13 protein-coding genes and 2 riboswitches are annotated in these 15711 nt (G+C 67.5%); of the genes, 4 read left to right on the top strand and 9 right to left on the bottom strand.

Features of this window, described 5'->3' with window-relative positions; genetic code table 11:
* Positions 1–184 precede the first annotated feature (184 nt).
* On the bottom strand, positions 185–1666 hold the full coding sequence (locus DFQ14_RS20525; RefSeq protein WP_114454978.1) for a peptide MFS transporter: 1482 nt from the start codon (positions 1664–1666) through the stop codon (positions 185–187).
* A gap of 499 nt (positions 1667–2165) precedes the next feature.
* Here DFQ14_RS20525 and DFQ14_RS20520 point away from each other — a divergent pair, with 499 nt between their 5' ends.
* The 3 genes from DFQ14_RS20520 to DFQ14_RS20510 are packed head-to-tail and all read left to right on the top strand — an operon-like array spanning position 2166 to position 5495.
* Positions 2166–3527, top strand: a complete 1362-nt coding sequence (locus DFQ14_RS20520; protein ID WP_114454977.1) for a hemolysin family protein — start codon at positions 2166–2168, stop codon at positions 3525–3527.
* Positions 3524–4564, top strand: coding sequence for a hemolysin family protein (locus DFQ14_RS20515; protein WP_114454976.1), 1041 nt, complete (start codon positions 3524–3526; stop codon positions 4562–4564). Before DFQ14_RS20520 ends, DFQ14_RS20515 begins: the two co-directional genes overlap by 4 nt.
* Positions 4565–4580: 16 nt before the next feature.
* Complete coding sequence (locus tag DFQ14_RS20510) at positions 4581–5495, top strand: 3-methyladenine DNA glycosylase (protein ID WP_246195397.1); 915 nt, start codon at positions 4581–4583, stop codon at positions 5493–5495.
* Between the two features lie 74 nt (positions 5496–5569).
* Here the strand turns inward: DFQ14_RS20510 and DFQ14_RS20505 are convergent, their stop codons facing one another.
* The 8 genes from DFQ14_RS20505 to DFQ14_RS20470 all read right to left on the bottom strand — a co-directional run bounded on the left by DFQ14_RS20505 (position 5570) and on the right by DFQ14_RS20470 (position 13100).
* Positions 5570–5854, bottom strand: coding sequence for a HesB/YadR/YfhF-family protein (locus tag DFQ14_RS20505; RefSeq protein WP_114454975.1), 285 nt, complete (start codon positions 5852–5854; stop codon positions 5570–5572).
* Between the two features lie 77 nt (positions 5855–5931).
* The gene (gene gcvP, locus DFQ14_RS20500; protein ID WP_179951632.1) at positions 5932–8826 is read right to left on the bottom strand and encodes an aminomethyl-transferring glycine dehydrogenase; all 2895 of its coding nucleotides are present in this window, start codon (positions 8824–8826) and stop codon (positions 5932–5934) included.
* A 72-nt stretch (positions 8827–8898) separates the two neighbouring features.
* Positions 8899–9017, bottom strand: a riboswitch (glycine riboswitch).
* A riboswitch (glycine riboswitch) is annotated at positions 9018–9119 on the bottom strand.
* Positions 9120–9146: 27 nt separating this feature from the next.
* Positions 9147–9722 carry a MerR family transcriptional regulator gene (locus tag DFQ14_RS20495; RefSeq protein WP_114454973.1) on the bottom strand — a complete coding sequence of 192 codons (576 nt, stop codon included), beginning with the start codon at positions 9720–9722 and terminating at the stop codon, positions 9147–9149.
* A gap of 290 nt (positions 9723–10012) precedes the next feature.
* Positions 10013–10489, bottom strand: a complete 477-nt coding sequence (locus tag DFQ14_RS20490) for a bifunctional nuclease family protein (RefSeq protein ID WP_114454972.1) — start codon at positions 10487–10489, stop codon at positions 10013–10015.
* A 344-nt stretch (positions 10490–10833) separates the two neighbouring features.
* Positions 10834–11298 (bottom strand): glycogen accumulation regulator GarA, encoded by a 465-nt coding sequence (garA, locus tag DFQ14_RS20485; RefSeq protein ID WP_114454971.1) that lies wholly within the window; start codon positions 11296–11298, stop codon positions 10834–10836.
* 116 nt (positions 11299–11414) lie between these two features.
* Positions 11415–11798, bottom strand: coding sequence for a glycine cleavage system protein GcvH (gcvH, locus tag DFQ14_RS20480; RefSeq protein WP_114454970.1), 384 nt, complete (start codon positions 11796–11798; stop codon positions 11415–11417).
* Between the two features lie 228 nt (positions 11799–12026).
* Positions 12027–12734 carry a cardiolipin synthase ClsA gene (gene clsA / locus DFQ14_RS20475; protein WP_114454998.1) on the bottom strand — a complete coding sequence of 236 codons (708 nt, stop codon included), beginning with the start codon at positions 12732–12734 and terminating at the stop codon, positions 12027–12029.
* 138 nt (positions 12735–12872) lie between these two features.
* Positions 12873–13100: a hypothetical protein gene (locus DFQ14_RS20470; RefSeq protein ID WP_114454997.1), complete on the bottom strand. Its 228-nt coding sequence runs from the start codon at positions 13098–13100 to the stop codon at positions 12873–12875.
* A gap of 408 nt (positions 13101–13508) precedes the next feature.
* Between DFQ14_RS20470 and DFQ14_RS20465 the strand changes: the two genes are divergently transcribed.
* On the top strand, positions 13509–15404 hold the full coding sequence (locus DFQ14_RS20465) for a propionyl-CoA synthetase (RefSeq protein WP_114454969.1): 1896 nt from the start codon (positions 13509–13511) through the stop codon (positions 15402–15404).
* Positions 15405–15711 lie beyond the last annotated feature (307 nt).

Below are 15711 nucleotides of genomic sequence, written 5' to 3'. Positions count from 1 at the left end.
TTCCCTCACGTTACAGAAGGCTTTCCTCGCGCTCGTCGTGTGGATGCCATCTCCCGGGGACCTCCCGGCCAGCCTCCCTCATCGCTCGGACAGGCGCCGATCCGGCGCGGCAACGCACACAGCCGCCGAGTCCCCGCTTCGCCCTGTCGGTGCGGCGGGGACTCGGCGGCTGTCCGACACGATGTCAGTTGACGCCGTGCATGTACCGCTTGATCCAGGGCGTACCCAGCGCCAGCACCCCCGCCAGCGCGAGCGTCACCAGCCCGACACCGCCGAAGTACAGATTCTGGTTCTCCTCCGAGTACAGCTGGGCGATCTGGGAAGCCACACCTTGCCCCAGCGCGGGCGCGAGGAAGTACAGCCCCATCGTCTGCGACGAGAACGCCTGCGGGGCGAGCTTGGTGGTCACCGACAGTCCGACCGGGGACAGCATCAGCTCGCCGATGGTGAACAGCACGAAGACGAAGGCGATCATCAGCGGGTTCATCAGGCCCTCGCCGTTGCGGAACAGTCCGGAGAAAATCACCCACAGGAAGCCGAGAGCGACGAAGGTCAGGCCGCCGACGAACTTCATCGGGGTGCTGGGCTGACGGTCACCCCACTTGACCCACAGCAGCGCGAACAGTGGCGCCAGGATGATGATGGCCAGCGGATTGATCGACTGGAACCACCCGACCGGGAAGTCGTAACCGAACAGGGTGGTATCCGTCTGGAAGTCGGTGACCACCACCAATGTCGCGGCTTGTTGCTCGAAGAGCAAGAAGAACAGGGCCGTGGCCAAAAACAGCGGGATGTAGGCGGTCAGCCGATCCCGTTCCATCTTGGTGATCTGCCTGCTGCGGAACATCACCGTGAAGTACAGAGCCGGCAGAGCGATCGAGATCCCGGTGATCGTGTTGATCAGTCCCTCGACGCCCCACAGGAAAGTCGCCCCGACGAGCACGACCACCAGAGCCACCGCGATGGCCGCGGCCCGGACGAGCACCGTGCTCTTCTGGTCCTCCGGCAACGGATTGACCGGCTGCTTGCCCGCGTTGCCCAGCCGGGCATTACCCAGGACGTACTGGATGAGACCGAGAGCCATGCCGACGGCCGCCGCGCCGAAGCCCCAGTGGAAGCCGATCCTGTCGGCAAGAGCGGCCGTGATGAGCATTCCGATGAAGGCACCGATGTTGATGCCCGTGTAGAAGATCGAGAAACCCGCGTCTCGACGGTAGTCGTCCTTGCTGTAGAGGCCGCCGACGACATTGGAGACGTTGGGCTTGAGCAGGCCGGAACCGAGCACGATCAGGCCCAGCCCCGCGGCCAACGAGGAGTAACCACCGGGCAGCGCCATGCAGATGTGCCCGAGCATGATGAGCACACCGCCGTAGAAGATGGCGCGTTGCGCACCGAACACTCGGTCGGCCAGCCACCCGCCGGCGACACCGGTGAGGTACACCGAAGCACCGTAGGCCAGCACCAGCGATACCGCCGTGGGCTCGTCCATCCCGAGGCCACCCTCGGTGACCACGGTATAGAGGTACAGCGCCAGAATGGCGCGCATCCCGTAGTAGGAGAAGCGCTCCCACATCTCGGTGAAAAACAGCGTGGACAACCCCGGAGGATGGCCGAAAAAGCCCTTCCCCTTCGGCTGGTCCGCAACCGTGGTGGTGTGCACGATCACGTCCTCTCGTACATCTCACAGGGCGGCGGTAGCCGCCTGGTAACTCGGCGGTGGGTACGCCTCGCGCGTGCGGGCCTCGGTTCTCGAGGCAACACGGAAACCGTACCCAGGCAAAACAACATTATCCAACATGCTCACACAATGAAGCTTCTGGGGTATCCACCGCACACAGCTGTATTCAGCAGGAATTCGACTGAACACGGTGAGTATTCAACAAAACCGATCCGCTCACCGGCAGCGGCAAGGGGACCGTTACCGACTCTCGCAGTGCCGCACGGCAACTCGCCGGCCGGTGATCACGGAGGCCTGCCGACGTTTCCTTCTGCTCCATTCGAGATACAATTGCCGTATCCCCGACGAAGCTCGGCGAACGAGCTCACAGCAAAGGAGTGACAGCCTCAGTGCCCGAGGCACCCTCGACCGACGGCAGTACCGGGCCGGGGCGAAGACCCGGCTTCCCAGGCCAGCGGGCAAGGAATTCCCGGCGGGGTGACCGCTGATGGACCTCGTACTGGCGATTCTCGGGCTCCTGTTCGTCGGAGTGCTCACCCTCGGCACCGCGCTGGCGGTCGCCGCCGAGTTCTCCCTGACCTCCCTGGACCGCAGTACGATCGATGCGCACGCCACGGAGGTCGCGGACCGGCGCTCCAAGACGGTCCAGCGAGCCCACAGCACCTTGTCGTTTCAGCTTTCCGGTGCCCAGGTGGCGATCACACTGACCACGCTGGTCACCGGCTACGTCGCCGAGCCGTTGATCGGCGACCTGCTGCACCCGGCGCTGGCCGGGCTGGGGCTGCCCGAGGCGGCGGTGAGCTCGGTCTCGCTCATCCTGGCCATCCTGATCGCGACCACCCTGTCGATGGTCTTCGGCGAAATGGTGCCCAAGAATCTCGCGATCGCCCGGCCGTTGCCCACGGCCCGCGCGGTGTCCGGGTACCACTCGGCGTTCTCGCGGGTGTTCCGCTGGCTGATCGACGGGATGAACAACAGTGCGAACTGGGTCGTGCGTCGCATGGGCATCGAGCCGCAGGAGGAACTGCGCTCGGCCCGCTCGCCCGATGAGCTCGGCTCGATCGTGCGCTCCAGCGCCGAGCACGGCACGCTCGACGAGTCCACCGCCGAGCTGATGGACCGATCGCTGCGCTTCGGCGACCGTTCCGCGGACGAATTGATGACCCCGCGGGTGCGGGTCGAGTCGCTGTCGTCGGAGGCCACCGTCGGCGATCTGCTCGAGGCCGCCCAGCGGACCGGGTTCTCCCGGTTCCCCGTACACGGGGGTGACCTGGACAACATCCACGGTGTCGTGCACGTCAAGCAGGCCTTCGGAGTGCCGCTCGACCAGCGCGCGACCACCCCCGTCGGTTCGCTGACCCGCCCCGTACCGACCGTGCCCGAGACCCTCGACGGTGATGCGCTGCTGAACCGGCTGCGGGGATCGGGGCTGCAACTGGCCCTGGTCGTCGACGAATACGGCGGCACGGCCGGCATCGTCAGTCTCGAAGACGTCGTCGAGGAGATCATCGGCGACGTTCGCGACGAGCACGACCGGCGAGAGACCGCCGCCGTCCGCGCGGTGAGCCACAACAGTTGGCTCATCTCCGGCCTGTTGCGCTCCGACGAGCTGACCGAAGCCACCGGCTTCACCATGCCCGAGGGCGACTACGAGACCGTGGCCGGGCTCGTGCTGGCCGAACTCGGCCGGATACCGGCCGAAGCCGACAGTATCGACACCGGTGGTTGGCGGTTGACCGTCACCCACATGGATCGCCACCGCATCGCCGAGCTCCGGTTGACCCGGCAGCGGGACAGCGCCGGAGTCGTGCCTTCCCCCACGGACGACCTGCAGGAGGTGTCGCGGTGAGCGACGGAATCGCTCTGGTCTTGGCCATCCTGCTGTTGCTGTGCAACTCCCTGTTCGTCGGGGCGGAGTTCTCGCTGCTGTCCTCGCGGCGCGATCGGCTGGAGGCCCTGCGCGAACAGGGGGTCAGCCGGGCCAGGACGGTCATCAATGCCAGCCAGGAAGGCTCGCTGATGTTGGCCAGCGCCCAGCTCGGCATCACCCTGTGCTCGCTGGGACTGGGCCGTCTCGGCGAGCCGGCCGTGGCCCATCAGCTCGAGAAACTGCTCGGCCCCATCCCGGTGCCGCAGGCACTGCTGCACGCGGTGGCCTTCGCGATCGCGCTGGCGCTCGTGGTCGTGCTGCACGTGCTGGTCGGCGAGATGGTGCCGAAGAACCTGGCCATCGCCAGCCCGGAACGGCTGGCGCTGTGGTTCGTGCCCGTGCTGGTCGGGTTCGTCAAACTGGCACGGCCGCTGATCGCGCTGTTCAACGTGATGGCCAACTCGGTGCTGCGGCTGCTCAAGGTCGAACCCAAGGAGGATCTGGAAACCGCCTACACCTCCTCCGAACTCGCCGAGCTGCTCGGCGAGTCACGACGGGAGGGGTTGCTCGACCAGTCCGAGCACCGCCGGCTGGCCAAGACGCTGTCATCGGTGGAAAACACCGTCGGCGATGTGCTGATCCCGCTGGACGACCTGACCACGCTGCCCGCCAGACCCACGCTGGGTGATGTCGAAAAAGCCGTGTCGGCCACCGGGTTCTCCCGGTTCCCGGTGCGCTCCGACGGCGGCCGGCTGATCGGCTATCTGCACGTCAAGGACGTGCTCGATCAGGCGGGCACCGCACCGGCAACCCCCGTGGTGCCCTCACGGGTGCGCACCCTGCCGACCGTTCCCGTACAAGCCCGGCTCGACGACGCGCTGACGTCGCTGCGACGTTCGCGCAGCCACCTCGCCACCGCTGTGGACGGAGCGGGCACCCCGCTGGGCGTGGTCGCGATGGAAGACCTCGTCGAGGAATACGTCGGCACCGTCCGCGACAGCACCCACGTCATCTGACCTACGCTGGAACATCGTGTCGGGATCGAGGCCGGTACTGTCCGAACGTGAATGGGGCGAGCGGGAAGCGGCGCATCGCGCGCGGGTGACCCGGTGGACCGAACCGCATCGCCGCCGCAAGCAGCGCGGCGAGGCGCACCCGGTGATGGACTTCCTGTTCACCTACTATTCGCAGCGCCCCTCGCAGCTGGAGCGCTGGCAGCCCGGGTACGGGGTGGTGCTCACCGGCGGGGACAAGTTCCTCGAGCGGCGCGGTTACCTCGAAACCGGCGACGGGGTCATGGTCGACCCGGCTGTGCTGACCCCCTCCCGGCGCAGCACCGTGGAGTTCGTGCTCTCGCTGCTCACCGCGACCGCCTCGCGCCCGGCGCAGCTGGGATGCTTCGGGCTCCACGAATGGGCGATGGTCTACCGGACCGGCCCGGACGAGGTGCGGCATACCGGCCGGCCACTGCGGCTGGGACACCAGGGCACCGACGAGGTCGTCGAATCCATGCGGATCCAGTGCAGTCATCACGACGCGTTCCGGTTCTTCACCGCACAGGCACAGCCGCGCAACACCCTGCAGCCCCGCCGCGAGGACCAGGTGCACCTCGAACAGCCCGGCTGCCTGCACGCGAACATGGACCTGTACAAGTGGTGCTACAAGCTGGGCCCGCTCGTGCCCGCCGAACTGGTCGCCGACTGCTTCGATCTGGCCGCCCGCATCCGGGAACTCGACATGCGCGCCAGCCCCTACGACCTCGGTGATCTCGGCTATTCACCGGTGCCCATCGAAACGCCCGAGGGGCGTGCGGAATACGTGCGCGCCCAGCGCGCCTTCGCCGAGGAATCCTCGGCCTTGCGCCGCCGGCTGGCCGAACTCTGCCGAGGTGTGCTCACCTGGGCCGAACAACAGCCTGCGGCAGCCACCCGCGGCAGCCCACGGTGACGGTGAAACGGCGGGATTCGGGCAGTGCCCGCCGGAACGAAAAGGAGTTCCTTTCCCACCGGCGGGCACCCGCCTCACTCCCGTACGGTCAGTCCGAGCTCGCCGTTGTCATCGCGCTCGGCATCCAGGGTCTTGTCACCGAGAACCGAGGACGCCTGCGGGTCGAGGAAGACCCGCACGCCTTCGGCCTCGACGACCTCGTCACTGCCCTCGGGTTCGGCAACGACCGAGGCCAGCAGGCCCTGGTCGGCATCGCCGCCCTCGGGTGAGGCGATCCGCAAGCCGCCCCCCTCGGAGGACTCGCTGCCCGCCAAGACCACCTTGATGACCTCGGCCGCGTCTTCGCTGATGGTGAGCATGAGCCCACCCCCTCTCGAAGTCTTTTCACGGGAAGTCGCCCACGGTAGTCCATGGCCTCACCGACCGTGCCAAGCGGTCACTCTTCGTACGCCGACAGCGGCGGGCAGGAGCACACCAGATTGCGGTCCCCGCGTGCCCCGTCGATGCGCCGGACCGGCGGCCACACCTTGGCCATCGACGTGCCCATCGGGTAGGCAGCCTCCTGACGGCCGTAGGCATGGTCCCACTCGCCCACCAGGGACGCCGCGGTGTGCGGTGCGTGGACGAGCGGATTGTCGTCGGCGGGCCACTGGCCGGCCGCGACCTTGTCGATCTCGGCGCGAATGGCGATCATCGCGTCGCAGAACCGGTCCAGCTCGGCGAGATTCTCGCTCTCGGTGGGTTCGACCATCAGCGTGCCCGCCACCGGGAACGACATCGTCGGTGCGTGCAGCCCGTAGTCGCACAACCGCTTGGCGACATCCTCGACCGACACCCCGCTGTCCTTGGTGATCGAGCGGAGATCGAGGATGCACTCGTGGGCGACGAATCCCCCGGAGCCGGTGTAGAGCACCGGGAAGTACTCGTCCAGCCTGCGGGCAACGTAGTTCGCCGCCGCCACGGCCGTCAGCGTCGCACGGCGCAGGCCGTCGGAGCCCATCATCCGTACGTAGGCCCACGAGATCGGCAGGATCGACGCGCTGCCCCACGGAGCCGCACTGATCGGCCCCACACCGGTCTCGGGCCCGGCCTGCGGCTGCAGCGGGTGATTCGGCAGGAACGGCGAAAGGTGCCCACGCACCCCGATCGGGCCCACACCGGGGCCACCGCCGCCGTGCGGGATGCAGAAGGTCTTGTGCAGGTTCAGGTGCGAGACATCGGACCCGAACTTGCCCATCCGGGCCAGACCGATCAGAGCGTTGAGATTGGCCCCGTCGACGTAGACCTGACCGCCCGCATCGTGCACCAGCCCGCAGACATCCTGCACCGTGTCCTCGTACACGCCGTGCGTCGACGGGTACGTGATCATGATGGCGGCGAGGTCGTCACGATGCTTCTCGACGAGTTCCCGCAGGTGGTCCATCTCGATATTGCCGGAATCGTCGCAGCGCACAACGACCACCCGAAGTCCGGCCATCACGGCACTGGCCGCGTTGGTGCCGTGGGCGCTCGCCGGGATCAGACACACTTCGCGCTCGGACTCACCCCGGTCGTGGTGGTAGGCACGAATGGCCAGCAGACCGGCGAACTCGCCCTGGCTGCCCGCATTGGGCTGCAGGCTCACCGCGTCGTAACCGGTGATCTCGGCCAGCCACCCCTCCAGGTCGGAAACGACCTGCAGCAGCCCCTCGGCGTCCTCGGCCGGGGCGAACGGGTGCAGCTCGGCGAAGGCGGGCCAGGTGATCGGTTCCATCTCGGCGGTCGCGTTGAGCTTCATCGTGCACGATCCCAGCGGAATCATGCTGCGATCCAGCGCCACATCGGAGTCGGAGAGCCTGCGCAGATACCGCAGCAGCGAGGTCTCCGAGCGGTGCTGGTGAAACACCGGGTGGGTCAGGTACTCCGAGGTGCGCCGCAATGCCTTCGGCAGGGCGTCCGGAGTCCGGGCATCGAGGTCGTCGACGTCGGCCAGGTCCGCCGTGTCGAGCCCGAACGCCTGCCACACCAGCGCGAGACGGTCACGGCTGGTGGTCTCGTCGCAGCTGATGCCGACGTGGTCGGCATCCACCCGCCGCAGGTTGATCCCGGCACGCTTGGCGGCTGCGATCACCTCGTCGGCCCGGCCGGGCACTCGCGTGACCACGGTGTCGAAGAAGTCCTCGTGCACCACCTCGATACCGGCATGACGGAACTGAGCCGCCAGCACGGCAGCCATCCGATGGGTGCGCGCCGCGATCGCCCGCAGCCCCTCCGGGCCGTGATACACGGCGTACATCGAGGCCACCACGGCCAGCAGTACCTGAGCGGTGCAGATGTTGCTGGTGGCCTTCTCCCGGCGAATGTGCTGCTCCCGCGTCTGCAGAGCCAGCCGGTAGGCCTGATCGCCGTCGGCGTCGACGCTGACCCCGACCAACCGGCCGGGAAGCTGACGCTCCAGTCCTTGACGGACCGCCATGTACCCGGCGTGCGGCCCTCCGAAGCCCATCGGCACACCGAAGCGCTGGGTGGTTCCGACCACCACGTCCGCCCCGATCTCGCCGGGAGCGCGGAGCAGAGTCAGCGCCAGCAGATCGGCTGCCACCACGGCCATCGCCCCTCGCCGGTGGATCTCGGCGATCACCGCCTCGTGGTCACGCAGCGAACCCGAGGCGCCCGGGTAGGCCAGCAGCGCCCCGAAGAATTCGCCCTCGGGCAGCCCGTCGACCCCCTCGGACAGGTCCGCCATCACCACCTCGATACCGAGCGGTTCGGCACGGGTCCGCAACACCGAGATCGTCTGCGGCAGGGTGTCGGTGTCGACGACGAACCGGGGCGACTTCGCCCGGCCGGCACGCCGCACCAGGGTCATCCCCTCCGATGCGGCCGTGGACTCGTCGAGCATCGACGAGTTCGACACGGGCACACCGGTGAGGTCGGCGACCATCGTCTGAAAATTCAGCAGCGCCTCGAGACGTCCCTGCGAAATCTCCGGCTGGTACGGCGTGTATGCGGTGTACCAGGCAGGGTTTTCGATCACATTGCGGCGGATCACCGGCGGAGTGATCGTCGGGTAGTAGCCCAGTCCGATCATTTCCGCGTGCGGACGGCAACGCTGCGCCAGGTCGTGCAGTTCGTCCAGCGCCTCGGCTTCGGTGGCCGGTTCCGGCAGCGTCATCTGCAGATCGCGCTCGCGGATCCCGTCGGGCACAGCATGCTGACCGAGCTCCTCCAGGGAGCCGACACCGACCACGTCCAGCATTCGGGCCAGCTCGGCAGGCATCGGTCCGACATGGCGGTCGGCGAACGGAGTGCCGTGCTCGAGAGCGGCGAGGGGGATGCGATCGTTGCTCATGTCGGTCATCGCCCAACCTCCATCATTGCGGGCATTGCAGTCAGGGGCAGACAGCACTCGTGGTGAGTACTGCCCTCCCCCTCTGTCAATGTCCGCAATGCGGACGCCTGAGAGCTTCACCCGGCGTAGCCGAGCTTGCACCGTCGGCGGAGCCCGCCACCGATGGTGGCCGACTCTCTTTCCAGAGGTATCTCGCCCGCACGGTCCATAGGCCTGAGAGGTTGTCGGGGAGGCGTTGCTCCTTCGGCGCCGCTTCGGCTGGCGGACGAAGCGGACTCTCCCGCACGGGGTCTGCGACTCCTCGAAGCCTACCCGATATGTCAGCCCGTTTGGCGATCGCGACGGCGTCGAGAAAGTTCGTCGTGCGTGTCACCGAGGGACTCGGTGCTGCCTGCACTGTCCGCACGTTCGGCGGGGAACTCGTGAATCGTTCCGGTGATCTCGCGCATGGCACCGCTGACCGCGATGCCGAACACGCCCTGGCCGCCCTGCAGCAGGTCCACCACATCCTCGGCGGAGGTGCACTCGTAGACCGTCGTGCCATCGCTGAACAAGGTGATTCCGGCAAGGTCCCGGACTCCGCGTCGGCGGAGATGGTCCACCGCGACACGGATGTTGTGCAGGGAGACTCCGGTGTCCAGCAACCGCTTGACGACCTTGAGGACCAGGAGATCCTTGAACGAGTACAGCCGCTGCGAACCGGAGCCCTCCGCGAGCCTGATCGACGGTCCCACCAGCTTCGTACGCGCCCAGTAGTCGAGCTGCCGATAGGTGATACCGGCAATCTGGCAAGCAGCAGGCCCCCGGTAGCCAACCAGCTCATCCGGCAAGGAAGCATCCGGGAACAGGTCTCCCTGCTTACCGGCAGCATCCCTGTCGGGTGCTTGCTCAACCACGCCTGCCTCCCCTCGACCGGCGTCCAGCCGGCAACCGCCAGACCCCGGGAACCACACTACCGCCCGGGGACGCTCCACATCCGCGTCGGATTCACCCCCGTCACCGACGAGCACACCGGAGCACAGTGCGCGACTTCGACGATAGGTCCACACCGGAAAGCGGGCAATACGACGCGTGGGCGGCGGCCGAAGCCCCCGCCCACGGTGCTCAACCCACATCCCGGCAACTCTTCGTGTCTGCTGCCCGGATTGCCGGGCATCGCCGCCGCTACCGACTCAAGGCGTGCGTCTCAGGTGTCGGCTCCCCGGAAGTCCTCCGGTGAGACCGAGTCCAGAAACTCCTTGAATTTCTCGACCTCGTCTTCCTGCTCATCCGGAATGAGCAATCCGGCCTCATCGAGCACGGACTCGTCAGCGTGAATCGGCACACCGATCCGCAGTGCGAGCGCCACCGAGTCGCTCGGCCGCGCCGAGACTCGCACGTCCCCGTCGAAAACGAGCTCGGCGAAGAACGTGCCCTCCTGCAGATCGGTGACTCGTACCTGTTCCAGATCGCGCCCGAGCGCGCCGATCACATCCTTGAGCAAATCATGAGTCAGCGGCCTTGCCGGCCGCACACCCTGCTGCTCCAGGGCGATGGCCGTCGCTTCCACCGATCCGATCCAGATCGGCAGGTAGCGCTCACCCTCGGTTTCCCGCAACAGTAGGATCGGCTGGTTGGCTGGTAGTTCCACACGCACGCCGACGACGCGCATTTCGCTGCTCATCGTCCAATCGCCTCCTCCAGCGCGCCGAAGCGTGACATCCCTGTCGAGGATCGCGCACCGACGCCTTCGACGCTACCCGCGATACGGCGGAGACGCCCATAATCGGCCACCGCCAACCGCACCATTCCCATTCTGTGAGCCACAAAACCTCTACCGAACGTTGTTCCGGTGGACAACACCCTGCACGATACACCGCGACCAGGGCGAACCCCGAGAGCAGCCAGCCACCGATCCGGACCCGGGCCGGGACACAGCAGCGAACCACCACATCCGGTCGGTTCTGCACTCGTCAACAGTCGGGGGCGGCGCCGCCCGGCGCCGCCCCCGTTCGATCTCCGAGTCCGCTACCGGGATTCCCGCTCTTCGGCGGCCGGTCCGGTCAGAAACACCAGTCGGAATTTGCCGATCTGGACCTCGTCGCCATTGGCCAGGACCGAGGTGTCCACCGGCTCCCGATTGACATACGTGCCGTTGAGACTGCCGACGTCGACAACCACATAGTCACTGCCCTCCCGCCGGAACTCGGCGTGCCTGCGCGAGACCGTGACGTCATCCAGGAAGATGTCGCTGTCGGGGTGGCGTCCGGAACTGGTGGTCTCCCGGTCGAGCAAGAAGCGCGACCCCGCGTTCGGACCACGCTTGACCACCAGCAGGGCGGACCCGGCGGGCAGCGAATCGACCCCGGACGCGGCTGGATCCGAGGGCGCACTCTCGGTGCTTTCCTGCTCCGAGAGGAAGGGCCTGAAGACCGAGGTGGTCTCCGAGGACTGCTCCGGCGGTACGTCGCCGGGCCCGTCGTTCGTGCTCACCTGAGCTCTCCTCTAAGCGGATGGGTCGTGCCAGTGTCACCCAACGTACCGCGCCGTAAACCGTGGCGGACGTGCGACTCCCGATATTGCTTCCGGCAATCCCCGGCCGATGACGATCACCCCTGGTCGAGCAATTCCCGGTACGCGGATTCGTCGAGCAGCCGCTCCAGAACCGCGGGGTCCTCCAGACGGATGTCGACCATCCATCCGTCCGTATACGGTTGTGCGTTGACCAGCTCGGGCCGGTTGTCGAGTTGCTCGTTGCGGGCCACGACCTCACCGGCCACGGGGGCGTAGAGGTCCGAGACGCTCTTGGTCGACTCGACCTCCCCCATCGTGGCGCCTTCCGCCACGTGCTCGCCCACATCGGGCAACTGCACGAAGACCACATCCCCGAGTTGCTGCTGGGCATAATCGGTGATGCCGATCCGCACGATGCCGTCGCCGGTGGGGGACACCCACTCGTGCTCCTGGGTGTACCTGGTTGCTTCCGAGGCCACCTGGGGTCCGCCTTCCTCGTCGCCCGTCGTCGGATCCCGCCGCGGCAGTGCTCGTGCAGCGGGAGAGTCGAGCCTATTGGCAGCCCTGTCCACATCGCAAGAAGTCCCTCCCACCGCGCCGGTGCTTCCGGCGTACCGGGCGACGGGTCGGCGCTCCGGCCGCCACGGGAACCCGGGAGCATCCGGTGGACGGGCCTCGGCGACGCATCGGAACGCTTGCCCGAACCCCTAACCGCGGCGCCGGTGTGCCACTCGCACCGCGGCGATCACCTGGACGAGATACAGCACCCCGGCCCAGAGATACAGCGCGCCGCCCCAGCACGTGAAGGCGTAGGCGATCGGGCGGACCACGCTGTCGAAGAAGAAGTCCCCTTGCACGAGCAGCAGCAGGGGGAAGGCGTACATCAGGCAGAACGTCGCCGCCTTGCCGAGGTAGTGCACATCGGGCGGTTCGTAGCCGTGGTAGCGCAGCACCGGCAGGGACGAGGTCAGCACCACGTCACGGGCGATGAGCGTGGCGGCAGCCCACCAGGGAACGACGTCACGCAGGACGAAGGCGAACAGCGTCGCGACGATGTAGAGACGGTCGGCCGCCGGGTCCAGAAGCTGACCGAGGCGGCTGTACTGGCCGAGCCATCGCGCGAGCTTGCCGTCCAACCAGTCGGTCACACCGCTGACCACCAGGACCAGCAGCGCGAGCAGGTCGGAGTGCGGCCCGAGCAGCAGCCACAAGAACACCGGAACCCCGGCGAGCCGGAGCGCACTGAGCAGGTTCGGCAGTGTCCACCAGTGGTCGTCCCAGACTCCGGCGGCGACTTCCTTGATGCGTTCCAGTCCCGGATCGGGGTCACGCTCGGAGAAAAGCCGCGCCTCGGACCGTTCTGCCGGGCTCCCCGCGGTGGTTCGGTCAGGGGCGCCTTCGGCATCCTGCACCACGAGCGCCTCCCCTGCACCGTTCCGCGGCCGGACCCGGCCGTACCGGCTCGCGAGGACGGGCACGTCAACCTGTGTGAACCGCGCGGTGCCCGACACGTTCAGGATCCCACACGGCCTTCGGCGCGATCGCGGCGGCCGTCAGCGCGGGGGGAGGCTCCACCCGCGGCGCTGCAGCTCGGTACCGGTCAAAAAACGCGGGTGCCCGCGGTCGTCGACACCCGCCCACAGGGAGCGGCCCCCCACGCCCTCGAGTACGTACGAGTGCCCGCCGCTCCACACCACGCTGCACGGCGTGGTCGGTAGTTCCGCGCTCCTGCCGTCGCCGTCCGCATCAGCCGTCTCCGCCGAATGCGTCTCCGTGCGCATCAGTGGTAACACCTCCATTCCGAGTGTCGTTCCGGCTCCTTCTTTCGTGAGCCGGCGACATGCCCTGGCACGATTGTGTGTGATTGAAGACACTGTGTCGCGCTGTACCGGGCCTCCGAGCGCTCAGCGGCCCTCCTCGCGCGCCGAGCTGTCCGCCACCGGAAGCCGCGCTCACCGCGCGGCAGCACCGTCCTCGACCACTCGTCGGCAGCCGGATGGTTCTCGACCGGCTGTCCTGCGGTCCGCACCCGTGCGCACCAGCGGTGCGGTCCGAGGCGACTGTTCCGGCGAATCCGGTTCGCCCCGCCTTTCCCTCGCGTGGTGGCTGGCATGCACGCGAGGTGTGCGGTAGGACCCGGTGTGCGAGGCGGCGAAGGGTGCCCGCCAGTACCGGGGAGGTCGACGATCATGGATACATACGCGGACACCTACCGGCGGAGCCTGAGCGATCCGGAGGGGTTCTGGTTGCAGGCAGCCGAGTCGATCGACTGGGTGCGCAGCCCGGCTCGCGCGCTGGACGACTCCCGCGCCCCCTTCTACCGGTGGTTTCCCGACGGTGTCCTGAACACCTGCCACAACGCACTGGACCGGCACGTCGCGACCGGACGCGGTGAGCAGTGCGCCCTGATCTGGGACTCGGCCATGACGGGCGCGGTGTCGCACGTCACCTATGGACAACTGCTGGAGCGCGTACGCCGCTTCGCCGGTGCCCTGCGGGATCTGGGCGTCGCCAAGGGCGACCGGGTGGTGCTGTACCTGCCCATGATCCCGGAAGCAGTGGTGGCGATGCTCGCTTGTGCCCGCATCGGCGCGGTGCATTCGGTCGTCTTCGGTGGGTTCGCGGCGAAGGAACTGGCCGCTCGCATCGACGATGCACGTCCCACCGTCATCGTCGCGGCCTCCTGCGGACTGGAACCCGGCCGCGTGGTCGAGTACAAGCCGATCGTCGACGAGGCCGTTGCCCTGTCCGCACACCGGCCGAGCCGGGTGGTCGTCCTGCAGCGGGACCGGGTCACCGCACCGCTCGGAGAACGGGACGTCGACTGGGACACGGTCACCGCCCGGGCCGACCCGGCCGACTGCGTCCCCGTGGCCGCGACCGACCCGCTGTATGTGCTCTACACCTCGGGCACGACCGGCCGCCCGAAAGGTGTCGTCCGGGACACCGGTGGCCACGCGGTGGCACTGCAGTGGTCCATGGCCAACATCTACGACATCGGACCCGGCGACGTCTTCTGGACGGCCTCCGACGTCGGCTGGGTGGTCGGGCACTCCTACATCGTGTATGCGCCGCTGCTGGTGGGCGCCACCACCGTCCTGTACGAGGGCAAGCCGGTCGGCACCCCGGATGCCGGTGCGTTCTGGAGGGTCATCGCCGAACATCGCGTCAAGGCGCTGTTCACCGCACCGACCGCGTTCCGGGCGATCAAGCGCGCGGATCCGGAGGCCGCCAAGCTCCGCGAGCACGACGTCTCCAGCCTGCGAACACTGTTCCTGGCCGGCGAGCGTCTCGACCCCGAGACCTACCAGTGGGCCGATCAAGTTCTGGACATCCCGGTGATCGATCACTGGTGGCAGACCGAGACGGGCTGGCCCGTCTGTGCGAATCCACGCGGTCTGGACCCCCTGCCGGTCAAACCGGGGTCGCCGACGGTGCCCATGCCCGGATTCGAGGTGCACGTGCTCGATCAGTCCGGCACACCGGTTCCGCGCGGCCGGGAGGGCGCGATCTGCCTCGCGTTGCCGATGCCGCCGGGCACCCTGCCCACGCTCTGGAGCGACGCCGAGGGAGGTGACACGGAGCGTTTCCACGAGGCCTACCTGGCCCGCTTCCCCGGCTACTACCTCACCGGCGACAGCGGCTACATCGACGAGGACGGGTATGTCTTCGTCATGGGGCGCACCGACGATGTCATCAACGTGGCCGGGCACCGGCTGTCCACCGGCTCGATCGAAGCCGTGCTCGCGGCTCATCCGGACGTGGCCGAGTGCGCGGTCGTGGGCGTGCACGATGCGATGAAAGGCCAGGTTCCGCGCGGATTCGTCGTGCTGAAGTCCGGTTCGGGCGCCGACGGGGACACGTTGCGCGCGGATCTCGTTGCCGCCGTGCGTGCCCAGATCGGTCCGGTGGCCGCGTTCCGGGACGTGGACGTGGTCGAGGCGTTGCCCAAGACCCGCAGCGGCAAGATCCTGCGGAAATCCATGCGCGAGATCGCCGATACCGGGCAGGCACAGGTCCCTTCCACCATCGAGGACCCGGCCGTCCTCGATGCCTTGCGGCCCACACTGCACCAGCGGGCCTGAGAGGCCGTCTTGGAATTTGGTCAGGTGGTTGCTGAACCGCCGTCTCAGGCGGCGCCTTGCGGCGTTGCAGGCCACATCGAGTAGCCACCTACGCCACGTGGCCAACTGCCTTGCTGATGCCCGCCTGCGGGCATTCCGATCGAATACGCCGGAGCGGGTCACCCTGCTCAGGCTGATCACTCGAGCGAAAGAGCCAAATCAAAGACAGGCACTGAGAGCCTGTTCTGGAACTGGTTTGTGTGGTGGGGCGGTGCTGGAGAGAAAGGAACTCCTGGTAGAGCGGTCGGTGTCTAAGCGCCGCTGGTAC

It is taken from the genome of Halopolyspora algeriensis (assembly GCF_003337235.1).
Classification (GTDB): domain Bacteria; phylum Actinomycetota; class Actinomycetes; order Mycobacteriales; family Pseudonocardiaceae; genus Haloactinomyces; species Haloactinomyces algeriensis.
Note: the sequence above shows the minus strand (reverse complement) of the source record. Positions and strands in the feature narration are given on the sequence as shown.

Coding starts and splice junctions, on each gene's coding strand:
- DFQ14_RS20520 (WP_114454977.1), top strand. CDS start 2,166: ATGGACCTCGTACTGGCGATTCTCGGGCTCCTGTTCGTCGGAGTGCTC.
- DFQ14_RS20505 (WP_114454975.1), bottom strand. CDS start 5,854: ATGCTCACCATCAGCGAAGACGCGGCCGAGGTCATCAAGGTGGTCTTG.
- gcvP (WP_179951632.1), bottom strand. CDS start 8,826: ATGAGCAACGATCGCATCCCCCTCGCCGCTCTCGAGCACGGCACTCCG.
- DFQ14_RS20490 (WP_114454972.1), bottom strand. CDS start 10,489: ATGAGCAGCGAAATGCGCGTCGTCGGCGTGCGTGTGGAACTACCAGCC.
- DFQ14_RS20470 (WP_114454997.1), bottom strand. CDS start 13,100: ATGCGCACGGAGACGCATTCGGCGGAGACGGCTGATGCGGACGGCGAC.
- DFQ14_RS20465 (WP_114454969.1), top strand. CDS start 13,509: ATGGATACATACGCGGACACCTACCGGCGGAGCCTGAGCGATCCGGAG.